Origin of the sequence: Delftia sp. GW456-R20 (genome assembly GCF_001622915.1) — a bacterium.
Classification (GTDB): domain Bacteria; phylum Pseudomonadota; class Gammaproteobacteria; order Burkholderiales; family Burkholderiaceae_C; genus Comamonas; species Comamonas acidovorans.
Genome location: NZ_LWCN01000003.1, coordinates 160,739 through 181,665, shown reverse-complemented (window position 1 = coordinate 181,665; position 20,927 = coordinate 160,739). Strand labels below are relative to the sequence as shown.

At 62.6% G+C, this 20,927-nt stretch carries 32 protein-coding genes and 1 tRNA gene; 17 read left to right on the top strand and 16 right to left on the bottom strand.

Going from position 1 to position 20,927, the window contains the following annotated elements; translation table 11 throughout:
* Positions 1-56: 56 nt before the first annotated feature.
* The 5 genes from A4F85_RS02155 to A4F85_RS02135 all read right to left on the bottom strand — a co-directional run bounded on the left by A4F85_RS02155 (position 57) and on the right by A4F85_RS02135 (position 2,351).
* On the bottom strand, positions 57-614 hold the full coding sequence (locus tag A4F85_RS02155) for a periplasmic heavy metal sensor (protein WP_442856588.1): 558 nt from the start codon (positions 612-614) through the stop codon (positions 57-59).
* A gap of 2 nt (positions 615-616) precedes the next feature.
* Complete coding sequence (locus tag A4F85_RS02150; RefSeq protein WP_063325512.1) at positions 617-1,144, bottom strand: hypothetical protein; 528 nt, start codon at positions 1,142-1,144, stop codon at positions 617-619.
* Entirely contained in the window at positions 1,141-1,761 is a 621-nt protein-coding gene (locus tag A4F85_RS02145; protein ID WP_063325511.1) for an RNA polymerase sigma factor, read from the bottom strand. The genes A4F85_RS02150 and A4F85_RS02145 overlap by 4 nt, the downstream gene beginning before the upstream one ends.
* A 42-nt stretch (positions 1,762-1,803) precedes the next feature.
* Positions 1,804-2,067 carry a hypothetical protein gene (locus A4F85_RS02140; protein WP_063325931.1) on the bottom strand — a complete coding sequence of 88 codons (264 nt, stop codon included), beginning with the start codon at positions 2,065-2,067 and terminating at the stop codon, positions 1,804-1,806.
* Positions 2,068-2,277: 210 nt separating this feature from the next.
* Positions 2,278-2,351, bottom strand: a tRNA-Gly gene (locus A4F85_RS02135).
* A gap of 206 nt (positions 2,352-2,557) precedes the next feature.
* Here A4F85_RS02135 and A4F85_RS02130 point away from each other — a divergent pair.
* A complete protein-coding gene (locus tag A4F85_RS02130) occupies positions 2,558-3,841 on the top strand; it encodes a tyrosine-type recombinase/integrase (protein WP_082848092.1) in 1,284 nt (427 codons plus the stop codon).
* On the opposite strand, the gene A4F85_RS02125 is transcribed toward A4F85_RS02130, so the two are convergent.
* Positions 3,838-4,152 (bottom strand): helix-turn-helix transcriptional regulator, encoded by a 315-nt coding sequence (locus A4F85_RS02125; RefSeq protein ID WP_082848091.1) that lies wholly within the window; start codon positions 4,150-4,152, stop codon positions 3,838-3,840. The genes A4F85_RS02130 and A4F85_RS02125 overlap by 4 nt on opposite strands.
* A 248-nt stretch (positions 4,153-4,400) precedes the next feature.
* Here A4F85_RS02125 and A4F85_RS02120 point away from each other — a divergent pair, with 248 nt between their 5' ends.
* Positions 4,401-5,408, top strand: coding sequence for an HNH endonuclease (locus tag A4F85_RS02120; protein WP_231890420.1), 1,008 nt, complete (start codon positions 4,401-4,403; stop codon positions 5,406-5,408).
* Positions 5,409-5,412: 4 nt separating this feature from the next.
* Here the strand turns inward: A4F85_RS02120 and A4F85_RS02115 are convergent, their stop codons facing one another.
* Complete coding sequence (locus A4F85_RS02115) at positions 5,413-6,369, bottom strand: phosphoadenosine phosphosulfate reductase domain-containing protein (RefSeq protein ID WP_063325508.1); 957 nt, start codon at positions 6,367-6,369, stop codon at positions 5,413-5,415.
* Between the two features lie 83 nt (positions 6,370-6,452).
* Here A4F85_RS02115 and A4F85_RS02110 point away from each other — a divergent pair, with 83 nt between their 5' ends.
* Complete coding sequence (locus A4F85_RS02110; RefSeq protein WP_156516915.1) at positions 6,453-6,737, top strand: hypothetical protein; 285 nt, start codon at positions 6,453-6,455, stop codon at positions 6,735-6,737.
* A 206-nt stretch (positions 6,738-6,943) separates the two neighbouring features.
* Positions 6,944-7,696: a hypothetical protein gene (locus A4F85_RS02105; RefSeq protein WP_063325506.1), complete on the top strand. Its 753-nt coding sequence runs from the start codon at positions 6,944-6,946 to the stop codon at positions 7,694-7,696.
* Between the two features lie 316 nt (positions 7,697-8,012).
* Here the strand turns inward: A4F85_RS02105 and A4F85_RS02100 are convergent, their stop codons facing one another.
* The 7 genes from A4F85_RS02100 to A4F85_RS30210 form a co-directional block, all read right to left on the bottom strand.
* Positions 8,013-8,306, bottom strand: a complete 294-nt coding sequence (locus A4F85_RS02100) for an H-NS histone family protein (protein WP_063325505.1) — start codon at positions 8,304-8,306, stop codon at positions 8,013-8,015.
* Between the two features lie 63 nt (positions 8,307-8,369).
* A complete protein-coding gene (locus tag A4F85_RS02095) occupies positions 8,370-9,245 on the bottom strand; it encodes a DUF2303 family protein (RefSeq protein WP_063325504.1) in 876 nt (291 codons plus the stop codon).
* A gap of 84 nt (positions 9,246-9,329) precedes the next feature.
* Positions 9,330-9,764 (bottom strand): hypothetical protein, encoded by a 435-nt coding sequence (locus tag A4F85_RS02090; protein ID WP_063325503.1) that lies wholly within the window; start codon positions 9,762-9,764, stop codon positions 9,330-9,332.
* Between the two features lie 84 nt (positions 9,765-9,848).
* Positions 9,849-10,373 carry a hypothetical protein gene (locus A4F85_RS02085; RefSeq protein ID WP_063325502.1) on the bottom strand — a complete coding sequence of 175 codons (525 nt, stop codon included), beginning with the start codon at positions 10,371-10,373 and terminating at the stop codon, positions 9,849-9,851.
* A 72-nt stretch (positions 10,374-10,445) separates the two neighbouring features.
* Positions 10,446-10,754: a hypothetical protein gene (locus A4F85_RS02080; RefSeq protein ID WP_063325501.1), complete on the bottom strand. Its 309-nt coding sequence runs from the start codon at positions 10,752-10,754 to the stop codon at positions 10,446-10,448.
* 105 nt (positions 10,755-10,859) lie between these two features.
* Positions 10,860-11,171 carry a hypothetical protein gene (locus A4F85_RS02075; protein ID WP_063325500.1) on the bottom strand — a complete coding sequence of 104 codons (312 nt, stop codon included), beginning with the start codon at positions 11,169-11,171 and terminating at the stop codon, positions 10,860-10,862.
* Positions 11,159-11,356, bottom strand: coding sequence for a hypothetical protein (locus A4F85_RS30210; protein WP_156516914.1), 198 nt, complete (start codon positions 11,354-11,356; stop codon positions 11,159-11,161). Before A4F85_RS30210 ends, A4F85_RS02075 begins: the two co-directional genes overlap by 13 nt.
* Before the next feature lie 208 nt (positions 11,357-11,564).
* Here A4F85_RS30210 and A4F85_RS30205 point away from each other — a divergent pair, with 208 nt between their 5' ends.
* Complete coding sequence (locus A4F85_RS30205) at positions 11,565-12,506, top strand: hypothetical protein (RefSeq protein ID WP_156516913.1); 942 nt, start codon at positions 11,565-11,567, stop codon at positions 12,504-12,506.
* A gap of 1,093 nt (positions 12,507-13,599) precedes the next feature.
* Here the strand turns inward: A4F85_RS30205 and A4F85_RS30965 are convergent.
* Complete coding sequence (locus tag A4F85_RS30965) at positions 13,600-14,493, bottom strand: LexA family transcriptional regulator (RefSeq protein WP_231890419.1); 894 nt, start codon at positions 14,491-14,493, stop codon at positions 13,600-13,602.
* Here A4F85_RS30965 and A4F85_RS29200 point away from each other — a divergent pair.
* Positions 14,419-14,670: a transcriptional regulator gene (locus A4F85_RS29200; RefSeq protein ID WP_082848089.1), complete on the top strand. Its 252-nt coding sequence runs from the start codon at positions 14,419-14,421 to the stop codon at positions 14,668-14,670. The two genes, A4F85_RS30965 and A4F85_RS29200, sit on opposite strands and share 75 nt — an antisense overlap.
* 302 nt (positions 14,671-14,972) lie before the next feature.
* On the opposite strand, the gene A4F85_RS02060 is transcribed toward A4F85_RS29200, so the two are convergent.
* The gene (locus A4F85_RS02060; RefSeq protein ID WP_063325497.1) at positions 14,973-15,185 is read right to left on the bottom strand and encodes a hypothetical protein; all 213 of its coding nucleotides are present in this window, start codon (positions 15,183-15,185) and stop codon (positions 14,973-14,975) included.
* Positions 15,186-15,282: 97 nt separating this feature from the next.
* On the opposite strand from A4F85_RS02060, the gene A4F85_RS02055 reads away from it, so the two are divergent.
* Genes A4F85_RS02055 through A4F85_RS02010 form a run of 11 tightly spaced genes read left to right on the top strand, consistent with a single transcriptional unit; the run spans position 15,283 to position 20,835 of the window.
* Positions 15,283-15,711, top strand: coding sequence for a hypothetical protein (locus A4F85_RS02055; protein WP_063325496.1), 429 nt, complete (start codon positions 15,283-15,285; stop codon positions 15,709-15,711).
* Positions 15,708-16,424 (top strand): phage antirepressor KilAC domain-containing protein, encoded by a 717-nt coding sequence (locus tag A4F85_RS02050; protein ID WP_063325495.1) that lies wholly within the window; start codon positions 15,708-15,710, stop codon positions 16,422-16,424. The genes A4F85_RS02055 and A4F85_RS02050 overlap by 4 nt, the downstream gene beginning before the upstream one ends.
* The gene (locus A4F85_RS02045; protein WP_063325494.1) at positions 16,421-17,254 is read left to right on the top strand and encodes a helix-turn-helix domain-containing protein; all 834 of its coding nucleotides are present in this window, start codon (positions 16,421-16,423) and stop codon (positions 17,252-17,254) included. Before A4F85_RS02050 ends, A4F85_RS02045 begins: the two co-directional genes overlap by 4 nt.
* Positions 17,254-18,030 (top strand): ATP-binding protein, encoded by a 777-nt coding sequence (locus A4F85_RS02040; protein ID WP_082848088.1) that lies wholly within the window; start codon positions 17,254-17,256, stop codon positions 18,028-18,030. The genes A4F85_RS02045 and A4F85_RS02040 overlap by 1 nt, the downstream gene beginning before the upstream one ends.
* A complete protein-coding gene (locus tag A4F85_RS02035) occupies positions 18,027-18,533 on the top strand; it encodes a hypothetical protein (protein WP_063325492.1) in 507 nt (168 codons plus the stop codon). Before A4F85_RS02040 ends, A4F85_RS02035 begins: the two co-directional genes overlap by 4 nt.
* Positions 18,514-18,741 (top strand): hypothetical protein, encoded by a 228-nt coding sequence (locus A4F85_RS29195; protein WP_082848087.1) that lies wholly within the window; start codon positions 18,514-18,516, stop codon positions 18,739-18,741. The genes A4F85_RS02035 and A4F85_RS29195 overlap by 20 nt, the downstream gene beginning before the upstream one ends.
* Positions 18,738-19,205 (top strand): hypothetical protein, encoded by a 468-nt coding sequence (locus A4F85_RS02030; protein ID WP_231890418.1) that lies wholly within the window; start codon positions 18,738-18,740, stop codon positions 19,203-19,205. Before A4F85_RS29195 ends, A4F85_RS02030 begins: the two co-directional genes overlap by 4 nt.
* On the top strand, positions 19,202-19,522 hold the full coding sequence (locus tag A4F85_RS02025) for a DUF4406 domain-containing protein (RefSeq protein ID WP_063325491.1): 321 nt from the start codon (positions 19,202-19,204) through the stop codon (positions 19,520-19,522). The genes A4F85_RS02030 and A4F85_RS02025 overlap by 4 nt, the downstream gene beginning before the upstream one ends.
* Entirely contained in the window at positions 19,515-19,772 is a 258-nt protein-coding gene (locus A4F85_RS02020) for a hypothetical protein (protein ID WP_063325490.1), read from the top strand. The genes A4F85_RS02025 and A4F85_RS02020 overlap by 8 nt, the downstream gene beginning before the upstream one ends.
* Positions 19,769-20,296, top strand: coding sequence for a hypothetical protein (locus A4F85_RS02015; protein WP_063325489.1), 528 nt, complete (start codon positions 19,769-19,771; stop codon positions 20,294-20,296). Before A4F85_RS02020 ends, A4F85_RS02015 begins: the two co-directional genes overlap by 4 nt.
* Complete coding sequence (locus A4F85_RS02010) at positions 20,293-20,835, top strand: hypothetical protein (protein WP_063325488.1); 543 nt, start codon at positions 20,293-20,295, stop codon at positions 20,833-20,835. Before A4F85_RS02015 ends, A4F85_RS02010 begins: the two co-directional genes overlap by 4 nt.
* Positions 20,836-20,927: the final 92 nt, after the last annotated feature.

The following is a 20,927-nucleotide window of genomic DNA, read 5'->3' as shown; positions in this document are numbered from 1 at the left end:
GCTTCACCTCGAAAAATCGCGGGCGTGGCGGGCGTGGCAGGCGCGTCCTGTGCTCCTCAGCGCCTGGCCGGGGATGCGGGCACATGGAAGGGGCCTTGCTGCGCTGCCAGCCCCTGCACCAGTGTCTGTCGCTCGGCCGGCGTGAGCTGTGCCGCGAAGTCGACCACGTGCGCTTCCACGCGCTCGCGCACCGCCGTGTCGGCGGCCCGGGTGCGTGCCAATGCAGCCTCGACGGCAGCGCGATCGAACTGCGGCGCAGCCAGCAGTCGAACCACCTCGGCGCGGCCTTCGCGGCTGCCTTGGGTCAGCGCAGCAGCCTCGCGCCGCACTTCACGCAGTCCTGTGCGGAAGGCCTGGCGCCGCTCGGGCGGCAGGCCGTCTGCGGCAAAGCGCAGTCCGCGCGCAGTGGCTGGGGGGCTGCCTGTCTGTGCTCCGGTGGGCGTTCCTGTCTGCGTGGACGTGGCTACCGACCTGGCCTCGGCCTGGTGTGCCCACCAGCGCCAGGTGCCACCGGCAATGCCGCCCACCAGAAACAGATTCAGCAGGGCAGAGGCCCACAGCCAGCGGCGCAGGTGCGTCGTGCGGGGGGCATCGCCGATGGGGGATTCGTTCATCGTCATTCCTCGCTTCCTTCCACCAAGGCGCTGCCCGTGTCGAAGGCGGTGCCGGGCCACCAGCCGCCTTCGGACTGTGCCGGCCGGGTCGTGGGCAAGACCGTGCCTATCAGCAAGGCCACGGCCAGGGCGCCTGCGGCCACACCGGCCAGGCCCGCACCGGCGATGCTGGCGCCGGACCACCAGCCATGCCACGGCTTGCGGCCGCTGGCGCGCACCGGCCGTGCGGGCGCAGTACCACGGGGCTGCGGCCATGCATGCGGCGATGGTTGGCCTGGCGCAGTCGCCATGCCTGGGCGCGCTTGCAAGCCGGCCAGCACTGCGCTTGCCAGCGCTGCGCTGGGGGGCGCGACGGCATGGCTGCCCAGCAGCGTGTCGAGTTCATTTGCACGGGCGAGCAAGGCCCGGGCCGCAGGCGCAAAGGCCGGCTGTTCCATCAACGCGCGTGCCGCAGCCTGCTCCTGTGCCGGCCAGCGCCGCAGGTCGGCGCCCCAGGCGTCGGCCAATTGTTCAAAGCGATCTGGCGTCATGGCGGTGATCCTCCAGGGTCTGCGGGTGCAGCGATTGCGCTCGTGCTCGTGCTCGTGCTTGCGTCCTGCAGGCGGGCGCGCAAGCTGCGCCGCGCACGGGCCAGCAGGCTTTCCAGGGCATCCACGGAGACGCCCATGAGTGCTGCCGCCTCGGCCTGGGGCAGCGCCTGGTAGTAATGCAGCACCAGCGCCTCGCGCTGGCGCGGCGGCAGTGCATCCAGGGCAGCGGCGACCCGGGCGCTGTGCTGCGCGTGGTCCAGCTGCTGCTCCGGTGTGGGGCCGGGGTCGGAGAAGGCGGCGGCTTCGGCGTGCTCGTCCAGCGCTTCTTCGCGCCGCACCGCGCGCCGGCGGAGCCGGTCGCGGCACAGGTTGAGCACCACCTCATGCAGCCAGGTGTCAAAGCGGGCCTGGCCCGGCCGCCAGTGGCCCACCTGCTGCCAGGCGCGCACCAGGCCTTCCTGCGCCACCTCTTCAGCCTCGGCCCGGTTGCCCAGCAGGCGCTGGGCCAGACCCAGCATGCGTGGCAGCTTGCGCTCCACCAGTTCGCGGGCGGCCTGCGGCTCACCGCGGGCCAGTCTCGCCAGCAGGTCGGCATCCGGGTCATCGATTTCAGCCAAAGGGCATCGGTGTAGTGGCGGGGTCAGCCAGTGTCGCGCGGCTCAACGCCAGCCGCGATGCCAGCCGTAGACCGGATGGTGCCAGCCCCAGCCGTAGCGCGGGTGGTATTGCCATACGAAGCCGACGCTGGGCATCGGATAGGCAGGCGCCACATAGGCGACGCCCGGCGGCACCGCATAGGGGCCGGGCGCCACGGGCGCAACAGGCGCTACCACGCAGCCGGCCAGCGCGGCCAGGCTGCCGGCGGCAAGCGCCAGCGCAAGCGGACGGACGGCGCGGCGAACAGTCAAACGCAATGAGGACATGAAAGACTCCTGCATCGGCCACATCAGGCGGCCTTATTGCGTTCAACGCGCGGGCAGCACAGATCCGTCGCGGGGGAGCGAAAAAATGTCGCGGAGAAAAGCGGGGGAGAGGTCGGAGGCGGGAGAGATCGGGCCCGCGCGGAAGGCGGTCCGTGGGGATATCAGTGGCGGATGTGTATCCGGGACTGATGGACTTTGCTCCAGGAAATCTGGAGCGGGCGAAGGGAATCGAACCCTCATCATGAGCTTGGGAAGCTCAGGTCCTGCCATTGAACGACGCCCGCTTTGGCTAAGTCATTGTCAAAGCACGGATTTCTTCGCTAAGTGCTTGTTTTTCTTCGAAATCTTGCGCCGTTCTTGCCGCAAAACTTCAACTTAGCATCCAACGAAATCTATCTACACTTAGGACTTTGGCGTAGGTTTTGGCGTAGGTTTTTGCTCCCTACGCCTTTGGCAATCAAACCTACGCCATGACTCTGGGGGGATTCTAGTGCTATTCGATTCACGGTCCGCAAAGCAGCTTCAGCCAGGCTCGCATCTGCTAGTCCAGGGGTGTGATGGATTGCGATTGGTCGCGTCCCAATCGCGCAAGACCTGGACCTATCGCTACAAGGATTCTGCTGGCCTCATGAAGCAGGTCAGGCTCGGCCATTGGCCGGAGATGTCGCTGGCTGAAGCCGTTTCGGCTTGGGGAGAAAAGCGCGATGGCCGCAGTGCTGGAGTTGATCCAGTTGCAGCGCGTCGCCAAGCAACCATGGCCAAGAACGGCCCAGCAGTGGCGACAACCGTGCGTGCGCTGCTGGAAGGCTTCCGCGATCACCTGGCGGGGCTGCGTCAAGCCGAGGGCGCGGCCCGGGCTTGGAGCGCTTTGGAGCGAATGCTGGATGAGGAGCCGGAGCTTGCGAGGACAGCGCCGCGTGACGTGACCCGCGCCCAAGCCTACGACGTGCTCGACAAGCGGCGAGACCTTCCTGCGGCAGCCAAGAAGCTACGGGCACTGCTGGGGCAGGCGTGGGATTGGGGGCTCGATGCAGGGAAGATCGATGGCGCGGCGCCGAACTGGTGGCGTAGCCTTCTCAAGGGCCAACTGCGTTCAAAGGGGAAAATCGTCGGGGGGGAGCATGTGGGGTTTCGGCGCCGGGTGCTGTCTCAGGCGGAGCTGCGCAAGCTCCTTCCATGGGCCCGGGCCAATATGTCGCAGAGCGCGTTGGATGGGCTGCTGCTTTACCTCTACACCGGCATGCGGGGTGTTGAGATTTTTGCCTTGCGCACTGAGTACGTGTCGCAGGAGGAGGATGGCTGGTGGATCACGTTCCCCGCCCACCTGCTCAAGATGGAACGGGATGCAGACACTGTGGACCACCGCGTTCCGCTGTTCGGTGAGGCGCTGGAGATCGTGCAGCGCCGCGTGTCCGGCGCCTGGGAGGGATGGCTGTTCTTCACGGGCCGGGGTGGGAAGTTCCGGCCGTACCACCGCAACACGTTCTCCAGTTACGTCTATTCGTTGATGCCGGAGTCCGCCAAGGCCAAGCGGCGAGCGGGTGAAGGGCTGATCTGCCCTGTGGTGGATTGGTCACCCCATGCGTTGCGGCGCACGGCGCGCACGCTGCTCAGCGCCATTGATTGCCCGGAGGATGTGGGTGAGGCCATCATCGGCCACAAACCCGGGGTCATGGTGGCCAGCTACAACCTCCACACCTTCGACGCCCAGAAGCAGGTCTGGGTGCAGAGGCTGTACGAGACCGTGCGCAAGCTTGAGGGCCTGCCCGCTTAGCCAGGAGGTGGTGAGGCGGACTTGCCAGGTTTCCCTGCGCGGCCGTAGCCGCTGTCTGGCGCCGGCAGGCACTCGGATGGTGGCCGCGACATCACCCAGGCCTCCACCTCTGCAACGATGAAGCCCACGCGGCGCGCACTGAGCTGCCGAGGCCTGGGGAAATCGCCGGTCTGCACCAGCTTTTGTATCTGCGACTCGGACAGATCCACCGCCCGCGCTGCCTCCTGAAGGCTGATCGAGATGGGGCGCATCGTCACGATGGCCAGCGCGTCCCCGCCGCTGGCAGCTTCGATTTTTTCTTTTTTGGTCATGGCGTGCTCCTCGATTGCCTGCGGTTGGTGCCAGGCGTGAAAAGGCCCGCGGGTGCGGGCCAGGTGGGTGGTTCGTCGTTGTCGGGGAGCGGCGCGCGCTTGTCGCGCCAGTGCTTGGGTTTCTTGCTGGCCATTCAAATCTCCTTTATCACTTGGGCGACTTAGGTGTGCCCAGGCCGTTGATGACGTGAGCGGCGTGTTGAAGCAGCTCGCCGGGTGGAGTTCGAGTAAAGGTCATGAGGGCAAATATGGAAAAGGTCCGCTTTCGCGGGCGACGGCGGGGCAAATGGCTTACCCTCTCTGCCGAAAAGGAGAGGGCAATGGCGTATTGGTGGGTCAATCACAAACAGACTTTCAATTCCGAGATCGAAGGCGGGTACATCTGGAGCCCCCAGCGCAAGGCCAACGGCGGGTACAACCAGACCTATGAAAACCTGCGCCTGGTGAAGAAAGGCGACACGGTGATTTCGTATGCAGATGGCCAGGTCAAAGCGATTGGCGTGGCCACGTCCGGATACCGAGACGAGGGCAAGCCCGAAGATTTCGGCAAGGCCGGCGACGCATGGCACGCAGATGGTTGGCTGGTGCCTGTTGCGTGGGAACTGCTCGAAAGCCCGGTTCGGCCTAAGCACCACATGGGTATGTTGGCCGGTGATCTCCCGGAGAAGTACTCGCCTATCCGTGCCAGCGGAGATGGCAACCAGGGGGTGTACCTTGCATCGGTGTCTCAGGCACTGGGCGAGAAGATCCTGGACCTGGCAGGCAAGGCCAATGACGCAGCGCTGGAGTTACACGATGAGCAGCTCGTGGAACTGGAGGAAGACCAGGTTCAGCAGGAGCTCAGCGCATCGCCCACGCTTTCATCCACAGAGATCGAGCAGTTGGTGAAAGCGCGCCGTGGCCAGGGCATCTATCGCACCAACCTCATGCAGATTGAAAAGCGCTGCCGCCTCACTGGGGTTTCAGACCCACGGCTGCTGGTGGCCAGCCACATCAAGCCCTGGAAGGAATCCACGAACGACGAGCGGCTGGATGGACACAATGGGTTGCTGCTGTCGCCCCATGTGGATCGCCTATTCGATCGCCACCTAATCAGCTTTACGGATGAGGGGCAGATCATCCCTGCTGGGGCATGGGTGGTGAAGGCAATGATTGCCTGGGGGTTGGATCCACAAATGAATGTCGGCCCCTTCCGTGCCCAGCAGAAGGCATATTTGGCACTCCATCGGGCCAGGATAACGAAGCATCCTCACTGAACAGCTACTCGCACAGGCCGTAGGCCGATGCACATGCGGTCGGTTCGTCGAGGCCGGCCAGCAAGTCATACTGCCGGCCTCCGCGCGTGGTCTTGGCCCACTCGATGCGTGACCAGATGTGCAGATCTGCGAAGACCTGGCGCCGGTCCTGCCCGAGGTGGGCGTCTGTCATGAAGGTTGATCCACCTCGTTTCGAGCACGCGCTGACGATTCGCTCCCATACGGCGATGCGTTCGATGTGCTCGGGCCAACGTACGGCGATCTGGCGCAGCTCGTCTTTGCCGCAGTTGATGCAGGGCATGCAGCCGACGCGGCCCATGCCCTGCAGATAGAGGGGATTCGGCTGCACGCGCCGGGAGGCGGCCAGCTCGAACACCTGGGCGGCTGTCCAGTCCACGATGGGCCGGAAGATGCGCAGCCGCGGTGCCACGCGCTCGGCCTTCTTGGCATTGCGGCGGCGCTGGGATTCGTCGCGGCGCACGCCCTGCCAACTGATGACGCAATAGCCGGCGTCCATCAGATCCATCTGGAAGCCTACGGCCAAGTTGCGCTTCAATTCCTCGGTGCAGAACTGGGCCATGCGAGACGGGAAACGGCCCTTCCACATGCACAGATCGAGGAACGGGTTGCCGCTCGGGTGCATCACGGCCAGGGCACGGCGCTTGGCCTTGTTCGACCAGCGCAGGCGGCGGCCGGCCTTGTCGCGCCCCGTGCGCACGTCACGGGCGATAAACATGCGCTTGGCCAGCAGCTGGCGGCTGAAGTCCGCGCGCAGCCGGTGGATGGTCACGCCCAGGGCCTGCTCCAAATAGGCCAAGTAGTCATAGACAGCCTGGTGCTCGTTACCGGTGTCGCAGAAGATCGGGACGACACTGCCGGGCGGGCAGCGCTCCAGGGCGAGCAGCAGCACGGCTGTACTGTCTTTGCCGCCGCTCACAGAAATGACGTGCTTTGTCGCCATGGGGGGATTCCTTTGGGCCAAAAAAAGCCGCTCGCGGCAGGGCCGGGCGGCTTCGGGATTGCCTCCGTGGTCGGAGGCTTATGGTGAAATTAGGGCTCTACAAAAAAGGAGCAGAGATGGACCGGTGCGACCCTGATGCCGAATACAAAATGGATCTCCGGCAGGTATCGTTTAACTTCTGGGTAGAAGATGGGCGTTACAGCGGCACCATCTCTGGGGATGCACTCGACAGGCTGGCAGGCGGAGATGCTGGTCTTCGTGCCGGCTGCCTTGATTCCTATAAAAAGAATTGGGAGCAGATCCACGGTATCGCTTCGTTGAAGTTGGCAGCAGGACTGGCTCCCCAGATTTCGTTGCTTGACGTGTAAGGACAGGTGTCCCATGCGCGCTGTGTGGTCCTGAGTTTCAAAGCACAAACAGAAAGGGATGCGGGGGCAAATGTTTCGCGTTTAAAGAAATGTGAGGTTATGTTTCTTGGATGTTGGGTAGGAATGCTGATTGCTCAGAGAGTTGGCAGGCTTGAATTTCCGAGCCTGAAGTCAAAGCTCATGAAAGGAACCAGCAATGGCACAGCATGAAGACCACGGCCGACAAGGTCAGAACCGTCAACAGCAGCAGGACTCTGGCGACGGAAACGGCCGACGCGATCAGTTTGACGAAAGCCGCCGCTCCTACGCAGGACGCGGGCAGGACCAGTGGCGCGATGAGGGCCAGTGGGAAGGAAATCGCAGCGGCTACTCAGGTAGTCAGCAAGGCGGTGGATACCCCGAAAGGGGCTACCCTGGCGGGCAGCAGTCCGCCTATCAGGGGTACCAAGGCGAGCAGCAAGGTGGCTACGGCGGCGGATACGGGCCAGCGCCCGGTCGTCGGGAGTTCGGATACGGCGGCGGTAGCGGATACGGCGACCAAGGCTATGGTCGTTCTCGACAAGATCAAGGCTACTCGCGCCATTCGCAGCAAGGCGGATGGGGCGGCCATGAACGCAGTGACTTTGGCCGAGATACTCAAGGCTGGGATCGTGGAGCGGGTGGAAGCAATTACGGCAATTCTGACCAGCAATATGTACGTCAGGGCCGGACAAGTGAACCGTTCGACCCTGACTATCATCAGTGGCGTCAGGAACAAGTTGACGCCTTGGATGAGGATTACCGCAACTGGCGAAACGATCGCTACAAAAAGTTCTCTGACGAGTTCAACAAGTGGCGCACAGAGCGCGACGCTCAACGCGGCAGCGACAAGAGCGGTGGTTCCGGTTCAGCCTCTGGTCAACAAGGAACAACTGGCAAGGAACATAAGTAATCCTTCGCTTGATGTACTGATTCCGTAGTTCGCCGGCCCCCAGGATTACATGCTTGGGGGCCGGTGGTGATTCAGCCAAGCTTTTTTGGAGATCTCATCATGGACCTTCGGATACGCGAACCTGAGCTACAGGCTATGCATGTCTGGCACGCGAGCATGGTGGTGCTTGCAAAACCCGGAGAAGCAATTGGAGTGCCCATATTTGAGGCACCTGCGGTTGCTCCTCCAGTTTCATCACCTGTCGGGATCGAATTTCCCTATCACCTGTTGGTTATCGAAGTCGATAATCCTGAGGACAGCGCTACTCAAGATCGCATTCGCTGTAGGTTGAGCGAGTTTGACGTTTAAGCGCCTGCTTTTTCCGGGATAAGAAATTCCGCGCGGTCTTTGTCCTTGATCCAGTTCGGCGGCTTGCCCCGGCCGGTCCACGTCGCGCCGGTGGCGGGGTCGCGGTACTTCGGGGCGCCCACGCTGCCCTTAGCCTTGCCCTGGGGGAAGACATCGGCAGCGGTCAGGCCGTGCTCTGCGATCAGCGCGCGGGCCTGGGCGATGCCCTCGGCTTTGTGCTCGGCCTGGGCCTGGGCAATCTGGGATTCGAGTTGAGCTTTTTGTGCGAGCAGGTCTTTGTAGGTTGTCATGTCGGTATTCCTTGAGATGAGCTGCGGGAGCCGAAGGGGTGGCCCGGGTGGGCCACCTGGTGATCAGCTGTTGACCGAGAAGGCGCCAATCAGCACGTCGGGGATTTGCTGGTCAGGGACCACGCCATCGCCATCGGCCACCGGCGCGAAGCTGGCGCGCACGACGTGGGCGAATTCCTCGGCCATCTGCTCCTCGTGCAGCTCCAGCCCCAGGATGCCCAGGGAGAAGGTGGGTTCGCGCTGGGATGTGAGGATCGACACGCGGACGTAGAACGTGCGCTCGGCCAGCTCCTTGTAGGGTTTGGTGGTCAGCCTGAGGTATGCCGGCAGCACGGCGTCAGCGCGGTTGGTCTTGGCAGACACGCTTTCCATTTCCGAGCGCTCGGCAGACAGCGCTTCCACGGAGGTCGTGGAGTTGTTGATCTGCTCGATGCTGACGCTGCGGATGCCGGCGACGACATGGCCGATGTTGAGGTCCGCCAGATCCTTGTCCAAGGGTTGCACCAGGTCGCGCCACTCTTCCAGCCATTCGGCCAGGGCTTTCTGGCCCCGGTTCTGGCTGACCAGGTTGCGCAGCGAGGTGTATAGGGCGGTGGCCTTGAGTTTCAACAGGGCCGTGTTGTCGCCATGGCCGGGCGCGGCTGGAGTGCCCTGGTTCAGGACGGCCTTCGCGGCCATGCCCTCGGCATTCACATAGATCGTGCAACCGTTCTCGCGGTGCTGACGCACGTAGCGGGCGAAGTCCTCGACGTAGGAGGTGCTCATGCTGTTGCGAGCGCGGCGGCGCAGCGGCAGATAGGACTCCAGGCTGGTGAGGTTGAATTCGTCGTGCAGGGCCACGACCGGCTGGCCGGCAGTCAGCGCGTGCTGCACGGACTCGTTGCTTTGTGCTGTGGCTTCGGCCTGGGTCAGCTGCTGGATTGCGGATTGATCGAACATGAAAAGTCCTCGGTTTGGGCGAAAAAAAAGCCCGCGGCTTCTGGAGCGGCGAGCAGGAAGCGGGAAAAGCGACAGGGGAGGCGGCTACGCGCCTCGGGGGATGAGGTCCATTTGGGCCTCGGGCATCACGGTCAGCTTGCCGAACTTGCCGACGTGCATCACGGTCTCGCGGGATACCTTCTCGCTGGCCTCGCCGTCGAGGGTTGGGCGCGAGAACTTCATGGCGTGCTTGATCGTGACCTGGTGGGTCTTCTTGATCTTGCTGATGTCCAGCTCGATGGTGATCTTTCCCTTGCGCTCGTTGTCCACGACAGCGGCGCTCACGGAGCCCAGAGCACGGGAGAGCATCAGCATGAACTGGCCGCCGTCGAACTCTCCCAGCACCTCGGTGGGATCGTTCACCAGGGAGGACGCGGAACTGTTGGCCGCCACCTGGCCCGGTGTGGGGCTGGAGGTGGCCGGCGCAGTGCCAGAGCCGGGGTTGGGGCCTTTGGCGGGGGTGGGAATGGTGGAGGACATGCCTTATTCCTTGGGGACAAAAAAATGTGCTCTGTAGCGGGCGGGCTTAGATTTGCTGGCCCTCGGCTTGGTCAAACTGCGCGGTCACAGTGCCTGTTGGCCCATCATTCCGATGGCAACGCCGATGCAGGCGCTGGCGTGCTTGTAGCGATTCACTTCCAGGCCAATCGGGTTGGATTCGCACTGGCCCAGCACCTGAGCCTGTGCGGCGGCCAGCAGGGTGATGACCCGGCCCGAAGGACTGTTCGGGTCGAAGCCAGGAATGTTCATGCCCGCCGCATCCGCGATGTGCGAAGGGATTGGAACGACCATTTCTACAGCCTGCCCCTCCTGGCAGCCGCTGCAACCGCCGCAGCCATTGGCCTGCTGGCCCTGGGCATCCGGCGCCGCAGCCGGGGGCTTGACCCCCAAAATCTCGCCCAGCAGAGCACCCACGCCGAGCTGTTCGGGGGCTTGCTGAGCGGCATCACCCGTGGGCGAGGTGGGCGTCGTGGGCGAGGTGCCGCTGGACGGGCTGCGCGAGGTCAGCTCGGTACGCTGGCGCTCCAGCACGGCGCCCAGGAGGGCCAGGGCGAGAAGACTGTTCAGGGGACTGCGGTGGCTATGCATGCTTTTGCTTTCGGTGGAAGGGGACAAGAAAAAGCCCGCGCGTGGCGGGCCGGTGGATGAAACAGGGGGGTGTCAGGCTGCAGGTTCGTCGGTGACGGCCAGGGCCTGGCGCATCGTTTCGTAGCCGTCGAACAGCGCCGCCAGCGGGCCGCTCGCGTCGGCAACCTGGGTGCTCAACTCCACGCCGGCAGTGGCGAGGGCACAGCCCATGGCGTACAGCCCGCCGTGGAGGGCACCGGCGTTGCCGCTGTGTTCGCTGTAGCCGTTCAGGATGTCGAGGATCGGCACCGCCACATGGGCCATGGCGTGCGCGTGGCCGTTCGGCCCGATGCTGGGGATGGTCTGCGGGCCTGCCTGGCAGGTGGTTTCCGTGTGGCTCATGAGCTGGTGCTCCAGGTCAGAAAAGGGGTGCTCCGGACATGGCGACCGCAGCAGCAATGCAGAAGGCCGAGTAGGCCGACCAGAGGAAAAAGCCGAAAAATTTGCTCATGGCAGCTCGCGCAGGCATTCCATGGATTGCGGGCCGGTCCACACGACTGCGTGACTGGGCGGGCACGCCTGTGCAGCGCTGTGGGCACGCTGCACTTCCGCTGCGCTGGCCACGGGGTCCTGGGCCGCGCCGGCATCCGCGCAGGCGCTGAGCACGATGGCCACCAGCAGGACAAGGCACAGCAGCAGCCAGCTGCCGGGCGTGGGCGCCGGGCCCGGCTCGGCCACAGGGCCAGGGCGCGAGGCCTCGCGGAGGAAGCGCGCATCGGGGTCGGGGTTGAAAAGTTCGGTGGGGATCACTCGCTGCATTTCGGCTCTCCTGAAACGACAAATCCGCCATGAGGCGGATTCGGTGAGGTTGCTGCTTGTTGCTGTCGGCGCTGGGCTGCAGCTTCGGCCAATTGGCGCTCTTCTTCTTTCCATTCGGCAAGAGAGCGCGGTTCATAAGCAGCTACATTGCGTTCGCCGCGAAGTCGGTGGAATCTGGTGGTCATGGTGGACTCCCAAAAAGTGCCCGCCCCACATCACTGCAGGGCGGGCCAAATGCCGCGAGAGCAGCCCCGCTAAAGACGAAGGCCGCGAGCGAAGAAGCTTGTGGAGTTGAAGACTATTTTCGAATACGGCTTTGAAAGAATGCTATAGACTACAAATACTCTTTTCCGAACGGAATAGAGTCATTTATTTAATACTATGGGAGTATTTATGATTCTTTCTAAATTGGTATCTATCGTGACACTGGCAGTTCCAGTATTGAGCGTCAATGCTGCACAACACTTTTGGGTTGAACCAAAGAATAATAATCTTAAAGATGTGGTGGTGGCAAATGACGTTGCGGGTGGTGCGGATGGGATTTATACATACAGTTTTGGTGGCACTCTGCAGAGACATTCTAATTGGAATGTTGGTGATTTTTCACACTTAAATACACCGAATCCCCTGAGTGATTTTCAAGCTTCAATCAATCCAAATGGTTATGGTTCGACATCGGTTCAGAAACAGGGTGCTCAAGTGACTTTGCATCTTCATTCATATAGTTTGCCCACTCCGTCTCCTATGGGGTGGTACTACATGGGCTGGGGACACCAAATTAACAAAAAGCCGTGGGCAGGTCAGTTTGGTTCAAATCCAAAGATGTGTTTGGAGCATTCGGAAACCGTTGTAGATAGCTACAATGAGGGGGCGGTATTTTACAATGGGGTAGCGCTATGGCTCATGGATAAAAATGGGCGACAATTCCACTACAGCATAAAGAGCTGGGATAGCCGATGGCCAAATCTCAATATGGATGAGAGTGCTTTTTATGACGAGGGTATATCTGGGTACTATGTTGGGACTGCATACGCGGAGAGTAGTAATTTCCTCTCGTTGATGCCATTTAGTCACTCCGTTAATGGCTCGAAAGGTGAAAATTTGAAATGGTATGGCATGTGCATTTCCAAGGCTCAATTGTCAGCGGCTATCAATGCTATGAACTCAAAAAATGGTAATTCACAAACCCATCTTGACCTGGATGCTGGTAACTATGAAGTAACTGGTTTGCAAATTTCTTCGGAAATCGGCAACCTCAGCACCCCATTTCTCCAGCGAGGTGCAGGCTGGTACACGAGTCGATTCGCAGGCATCCATCTCTACACTGATTATTAATAGTCACAACCAGCCGCTACAGCTGTGCCCCAAAGGTGTTCTCACGCGGAAATAGCCTGCGGTGGTGTGGCGGAAACAAAAAAGGCCTCGTGGGAGGCCTTTTTTGTTTCGCCCCGATGCGCTCGGGGAGGGCGTGCTGCATCTGGTAGCAGCTGCGCGGCATTAACATGCCGCACCGTTTTTTTGCTCCGTGGTGTCATCTCACTGCGTTCGTCACCGGAATGCCAGGGCGGTGTTCCATCGTCGGCTCCAGATGCGCTGGCGCGCACCCTTCACAGCCTCCCGCCTACTCTCTACAGGGCATCCCGCCCGCAGTTCCTTCCCTATGCCGTGAACCGTGCTTTGACGGACTGGCAACCGCGCGGAGACGCGGCACGCTGACCTGGCCCATGCCCAGGAGCGCCATTGCGCCGGACGAATGCCCCTCGGGTGGGGCAAGCAACATCGGCGTGCAACTTGTGAAAGACCGGGGCTTGCCCGGTCGATGCCGTGGTGCCCAACTTCCCTGCCTGTCCGCATGTGCGGTTGCTGAGTTGTTAGGTGAAGATTAGCGCATCGCTACTATTTTGGTCAATAGCGCATCGCTAATTTTTCGCATACAGATGGTGTGGAGGTCGCGCGGAGGTGGTTGTGTCTGTACAGAGGAGGAAGTCGGGAGTGTCACGCGAAGCGAACTTCAAAGAGTGCCTCTTCCGCGGCGATGTCCTGATTTCCCGCTCACTAGGCGTGTCGCGCGGGCAAAAAAAATCCCGCTCAGGGCGGGCAGGGGGTGGGCAGGGGTGTAGAGGCTGTGCGGTTCAGAAGGAGGCATCTTCGATGCTGGAGTTCAACCCCCGCCGCCCGCGCTACCAGATCCGGGTCCTTCTCCGCTCGGTCGGCCTTTGGCACTTTTCGATAAAAGTAGTCCAACAAACCAAAATACCAAAGCCCAGAGGGCCCAGTTCAAAATGAAAGCCCCGAAGGGGTGATCACTATCCAGCGCGGCTCCCCAACCGATACAGAAAGCGAGCACTTGAAAAGCAAAAGACCATACTCTGTTGCGCTGTCCCGTGTCTTGAGGGGTCATGAACTACCTCTCCATAAAAATATGAACTCAAAGGCGCCGGCCATTCCAGGCCCAAACCACGCGTCCAACGACGGTGACCTGATGATCTCCGTTCAGTATCTGGACTATTTTCGAGCTTGGATTGTCGCTTGTGACTTGCAGCTTTCCATCAAACGTGGGGCTTACTCGTTTGACATAGTTTTTTTCGCCTGCCTGGAGCACATATACGCCTTCGCGTGTATGCGGGTCTTTCGCGCCTGGGCCAGTATCAACTAGGAGGACATCACCGTCAGTGAACGTTGGCGCCATGCTGTCTCCATAGGCATGAATAAACCGAAGCTCGCTCGGGTTCTGAGGGCGAATATGTTGATTGATCCAATGTGGGGACAAGGCTAAGTCTCCAACGATCACGTCAGATTCAAGCAGCACCTCGCCTGGTCCCATGCTGGCACAGTTCGCCAAAAGGGGGACGCGAACGGCATCGGGCGCATGCCAGAACGGTATGGAGGGGTGGGATGCAGCAGCCATCTCTACCATCGCTGCATCTTGCGAAATTGGCTGGTCCATCCATCCGGAAGGTCTTCCTACGCGCGCCTCGACTTCGCGTGCAGCCTCCTTACTCATTGAACGCGGCTTCCCTGTTTTTGAATCTGGCAACGCGCGTATCCACTGGCTGATCTGAGCAGGAGCCTTACCTATTTTTTCAGCAAGTGCGGCCTGAGATCCTGCTTCATCGACAAGGATGGCAAGGCGGCGGCGGCGGGTCACTTCGATCGGGTCCATCGGGCGATGGTTTAGCAAAACGCTACTTTTGGCAAAGCGCGAGGCGCTATTGACGGTATGTAGCGTATCGCTAATAATTTGCTCATGAACCTCCATGAGTACATCTCCAAAAAGGGGCGTGGGTCGATCGGCGATCTGGCTGATCAGATCGGCGCGCACCGGCCTGATGTGTCCCGTTGGGCCTCAGGGAAGCGCGTTGTTCCAGAGAAATCGGCAGTAGCTATCGAGTTGGCTACGCAAGGAGCTGTCTCGCGACGAGACCTGCGCCCCAACGACTGGCAGGACATCTGGCCTGAGCTTGCCCAGTCCGCCGCCCAGGAGCCAGGCCATGCATAGCCCCCGCAAGTCCAAGCGGTCGGGCCCGCTGCCGCACCAGAAGCGCCTGTACCGCTCCCGCCAGGAACGCCTTATGGAGGCTTGGCACAAGGCCAGCCTGAACCTCCACGCGGCCATGCGGAAAACGATGGCTGCACTGCAACTGCCAGCCGCGGAGCTGGGCCATGTGTAAGCCGTACCGCTTGGTCGAGGCCCAGCCGACGAGCAATAGGTTTTCGGGGAAGCGTTGGTGCCGAGGGTCGGCGTTCTTTGTGACCCTGCAGCGCAGCAGGACGCACGTCTGGGAAGGTTGCCGGTACGCGTCAGCTTCCGTCTTGGGTGGGGTGTTGTGCCTGCCCCGCACGCCGGGCTTCTTCTGCAGTGTCCACGCGCTGAATGCCTTCCAGCAGTGCGTAGTAAGCGTCTTCGAACGTCTTGGCAACGATGCCCCGCGTGAAGTCGCTGTACTCCAACTCGATCTTCGAGAGCATCGCTCCAGCAAGAGTTGCTGTGGGCCCGATCAGTTCTTGTTTCATGTCCGCCCCTCTCGGGAATGGTTGTGTAGGAACTCCCATTCTGCTCCGGGAGGTGGCGGGCACCCCTTTCAAAAAACAAGCCGAGGAGTGAGTCCGCATGCGTGACGCCCCCCAAGTACTGAGCCGCGCGGAAATTGACGCGGCAGATCGAATCCTCAAGGCGCTGAAGGGGCTGGCCCCCGAGGAAGCGGAGCGTGTTCTGGCCCATGTCCAGGCCCGGTTGGACGAGGCTGAAGGTGGCGACGTGATGTTTGCCCGCGGTATCGCTGGCCCCAATGGCGCTCTGGACACCTGCATGAAGACGTGGGTTGACAGTGGCACTGCGGAGCTTTTCAGGCGTCGTGCGGCCATGCGCAAACAGAACGCGTCGGCCTGCCAGCGGGACTGCATTTACCTGCTGGTCCACGAGAAGACTTACACGTTGATGGTTGCGGAAAAAGCGTTGCATGACGCTGATGCTATGGACCTGCGGGAGCATTTGACAGGCCCATTTCCGGCCCGGAAATTCTGGGGGCCCGGGCAATGAACGCGATCACTGCAATTTCCGCCGCCGTGCTGACCATGAGCAGCCGCGAAATCGCCGAGCTGACGGGCCGCGACCACGGCAACGTGATGCGCGACATCCGTACGATGCTGGACGACCTGCAGGCTTCAAATTTGAATCCTGTTTGCGAAACAACGACTTACGCGGGCGCCAACGGCCAGCGCTACTCGCAGTACGAACTGGACCGCGACACCTGCCTGACCCTGCTGCTGGGCTACGACGCCGTGGCGCGCATGAAGGTGGTGAAGCGGTGGCAGGAGTTGGAGGCCCAGGCCGCTCCAGCCGTGCCGCGCACGATGTCTCAGGCGCTGCGCCTGGCCGCTGAACAGGCCGAGCAGATCGAGCAGCAGCAGGCCGCCCTGGCCCTGGCCGCGCCCAAGGCCGAATACGTGGACCGCTACGTGGCCGCCAACGGCGCGAAGGGCTTCCGTCAGGTGGCCAAGCTGCTGGGCGCGAACGAGCACGCATTCCGGGCCTGGCTGCAGGAAGAAAAGATCATGTACCGCCTGGGTGGCGAGTGGACTGCGCACCAGTGCCACATCGATGCCGGCCGCTTTGTCGTGAAGACGGGCGTGGCCCAGGTCAACGAGCATGCCTTCAACGCCACGAAGTTCACCCCCAAGGGCGTGAACTGGGTAGCCGGCCTGTGGGGCCAGCACCAGGCCCGCCTGGCGCAGGAGGGTGCGCAAGCATGAGTTCCGACTACACGACCCTCGCATGGCGCACGGAACTGCAGTCAGGCCCACGCCTGGTGTTCCTGGCCCTGTGCGACAACGCCAACGACGCGGGCAACTGCTTCCCGTCCATCCAGACCTTGGCAGACAAGTGCGGTTTGTCGGTCCGCGCTGTGCGTGGCCACGTGGCCGCCATGGAAGAGCAGGGGCTGGTGCAGCGCATTCAGCGCACTGGCTGGAGCTCCGAGTACCAGATCAATCTGAAGGTGCTGCGCGCGGCGGTATATGAATGCCTGTCCAAGCGCCCGCGCTTGACCGAATACGACCAGATGATCATGCGCTCCTGCGCGCCGGAACCCCCGGCAGATTCTGCACCCCGGCAGGATTTGCCGCCCCCTCAAACCCCGGCAGATTCTGCCGGGGACCCCGGCAATATCTGCAACACCCCCCGGCAAGATCTGCCGGGGACCCCGGCAAATCCTGCCGCCATAACCTACAAAGAACCTACAAAGAATAAACAAGGAAAAGGGAAAGGCGCGCGCACGGCTGCGAACGCCATCATTCGCCCTGACGGCGTGACCGAGCAGACCTGGACCGATTGGCTGACGCTGCGAAACGGCAAGAACGCGCCGGTGTCGGAAACGGTTCTGCGGATGGCGGTCAACGAGGCGGACAAGGCCAAGCTGTCGCTGGAGGACTTCCTGCAGATCTGGTGCTTCCGTGGCACGCAGGGACTGCAGGCCGACTGGCTCAAGCCCTCGGACTTTGCTGGCCGGACAGTGAAGGCCGCGAAGACGCCGTCCCCCGACAACTTCGGCGGCGTGAACTACGGCCAGGCGAGGAAGATCTGATGGACCTCCTCGCATCCCGCATCCACCGCCCGCCGCTGACGCGCGAGAGCACATGCCCCAGGCATGGGTTGTACCTGAGCAGCTGCCATCTGGGCGACATCTGGACGAAGTGCAACCTGTGCGCCGAGGAGGCCAAGGCCAAGGAACTGGCCCAGGCCCAGGACGAGCAGAAGCGCCAAGCGCGCGAAGAGTGGGAGAAGCGTCTGGGCACGGCCGCGATCCCCCAGCGCTTCCAGAGCTGCCGCCTGCGGACCTACATCGCGGAAACCCCGGAGCAGCAGGCCGCGCTGCAATTCGCCAAGGACTATGCGGCCAGCTTCGATGACGTGCAGCGCAAGGGCAGCGGCGCCATCTTCGTGGGTAACGTCGGCACAGGGAAGACGCACCTTGCCATCGGCATCGGCCTGCAGGTCATGCACACGCATGGCGCATCGGTGCTGTTCACGACCGTTGCGCGCGCTGTCCGCCGCATCAAGGACACCTGGTCCAAGCGGAGCGGCGAGTCCGAGGGCGAGGCCATTGCCGCCATGGTGTTCCCGGACCTGCTGATCCTGGACGAGGTGGGCGTGCAGTTCGGCAGCGACTTCGAAAAGAACCTGCTGTTCGACGTGCTCAACGAGCGCTACGAGCGCCGCAAGCCCACGCTGTTCCTGTCGAACCTGCCCATCGCCGACGTGGCTGCCTACCTGGGCGAGCGCGTCATGGACCGTCTGCGCGAAGACGGTGGTGACGTGCTGCCGTTCCAGTGGGAGAGCTATCGCGGGAGGGGCGCATGACGACCATCCACCCCTCCGTGACCCGCAACTACCTGACGCTGCCCTACACCTACACGCTGGCACAGGAGCTGTCGGCCAGTGAGCGGCAGCCGCTCCACCAGCGCAAGCGCGAGCCTCTGGCCGCTGCAGTCCTGGCTGCCGTGCATGCCGTGGGCTACGCCGTTCCGACGGTGCAGCACTGGCGCGACCTGGCTGACGCCGCGAACCTGTCCGAAACGCTGCTGGGCATGGGCGTCTTCACAGAGCCCGAGGCGCAGAGCCTGTTTGCCGATGCTGTGGCGGCCGTCGTGGACCTGGGCCGCAAGCACGGCCACGGCCAGGAGATGCGTCTGAACGCCGTCCAACTGGGGCACCTGGTCGAGTTCGGCGAGGCCTACGGCCAGGTGCTTGAGGTGATCCCGGCACGCACCTTCATCCGCGCGCACCGCGCGACCGAACGCCGTCTGCGCGAGCTGCTGGTGAACAGCCACGGCAGCGACACCCATGAATTCATCGTCGTCTGAACACCAATGGCAGCAACAACAAATCAATCTCAGCGCGGCAGCCGTGGCGCACCTCGTCAAGCTGGCCCAGCAACCCGGGTGGTGGGAGTACGTCAAGGCCAGGGCCAGGGAGCTGGACAGGGACGAGTCCCGGCTGTTCGTGGACATCGAGCAGCAGGTGGTGCAGCAGCTGCAGGCGCTCGCCTGGCGCCCGCCGCCACGCGCGTGACGGTGCCTGCTGGCCACCAGGGCCCGATCACTGTGCTGGGCATGGACCCGGGCAAGCACACGGGCCTGGCCTGGATCGTTGATGGCCATCTGCAGGCTCTGGAGGAGATCGCGCCTGCGCAGATCCTGCAGACGCTGCAGTGCAGGGCTCCCACGCTGGTGATCTTCGAGGACAGCCGCCAAGCCCGTCGGACCTGGACCGGCCAGGGCAGCGCCGCGGCGCGGGCCAAGATGGCGCGCAATGTGGGCGAGATCGATGCATGGTGCGTGCTGATCGAAACCCTGTGCGCCAGCCTCGGCATTGCCTGCTTCGGCCTGGCGCCCAGTGCGAAGGCCGGCAGTGCCCACGGCGCCAAGATCGATGCCGCCACCTTCAGCCGCCTGACCGGCTGGGCCGGCCGCAGCAATCAGCACCAGCGTGACGCCGCAATGATCGCGTGGTCCTTCCGGAGGGCCCGGCCATGAAGCGGATCTACATCGCCGGCCCGATGACAGGACTTCCCCAGTTCAATTACCCAGCTTTCAACCGCGCCGCCGCCACGCTGCGCGCCCAGGGCCACCACGTCGAGAACCCTGCCGAGAACCCCGCGCCAGCGTGCGGCAGTTGGGCCGGATACATGCGCCTGGCACTACCGCAGCTGTGCACCTGCGATGCGGTCTACATGCTGCCCGGCTGGCGCGGCTCCAAGGGCGCGCGCGTGGAGCACGGCCTGGCCCTGGACCTGGGTATGGAGGTGCAGGACTTCGATGCCGGCGCAGGGGAGGGCGGTGCCCATGCTTGATTTCCGGCCCGACCTTCCGCGCCGTGGCCAGCGCGGCCCCGTGCGTGCCGTGTCCCAGCACCCGCCCCTGTGGCGCGGCGCCAGCACGCGCGAGCGCATCGACGGCCCCGATGCCCTGGGGCGCTACCGCTTCTCCGTCTGGTCGGAAAACCGCTGCTGCCGCCTTGAGCAGTACGGCCCCACGCGCGTGTGCGTGATGAACGACCACGGCTTCTTGGTGCAGGTGGATGTGGAGGGCGACATCCGATGATCCAGAACCGGAGCACCTGGCCCCGCCGCACCTTTGGCCGCCGGCTGCCATCAGCCGCCCAGGTCGAGGACCGCGAGGACCTTCTGGCTCAGCGCGCGGCCCGCGCCATGGACAGTGCCCGAGCGACTGCCGGCATGGTGTGCACCAGCGTCGTAGTGATGGGCGCGGCCAGCACGGGCTTGGTCGTGCCCAAGGCCGAGATCCTCGAATGCGAAGCCTACCGCCGCGCCGTCGCCGCGCTGCCCTGCATCTGGTGCGGCATCTGCGATTTCTCTCAGCACGCACACCTCAACCTCGGCAAGGGCTTCGCGCTCAAGACCGACGACCGCACCGGATTCCCTCTGTGCTGCACGCGCCCCGACATCGAGGGCTGCCACGTCGCATACGACCAATACCGCCTTGTTGACGGCGGCCGCGAAGCCCACCGGGACTATGGACTCGAATGGGGTCGCATCACCCGCCACACCATCCTCGAATCCGGCCAATGGCCACAACGCCTGCCACTCTGGAGTGAAACCGCATGAACCAAGCCACCACCAGCACAATCCACAAGACAGCCGGCGGCAATCCGGACACGGGCGTGGTAGAGGCCGTGCCCACGCTGACGCAGGTCTATGAAGCCATTCGTCAGCTGCACGAGGCCGGCGAGGAGCCCACGCGCGACCGCATCCACAAGATGACGGGCCTGAACCTCACCACAGTGGACGACCGCATCAAGGTGCTGCGCGGCGAGGGAATGATCGCGGCGGTGAAGCAATGCTACCGCCCGGTGCACCAGCACGGGCCCGCGCGGGATGTCGTCATCGTGCACCTCAACGATGGACGAACCCTGGTGGAGATCGGAGATCACGTATTACACCTCGTCCGCTCCGAGGCTGCCCGCCTCGGCCAAGGACTGGCGGGCGTGGCCCTGGAGCACACGGCGTTGGCACGGGTCACTGAGCTGCAAGACCAATTGTTGGAAGAAGCTGTGAAGCGACGAGTGCTAGAAAGACAGGTTAAAGCCCTAAAGAACTTAAAGAAGCATGATCATCGACAAGCTGATCTCCATATGAATGAATAATGTTATCTCGGTAGGAACTAATTTTGCCCACGACCTGAAATAGAAAATAGACACTGAAGAATGTACTTCTGAAGTGGCTAAAATTAGCCTCA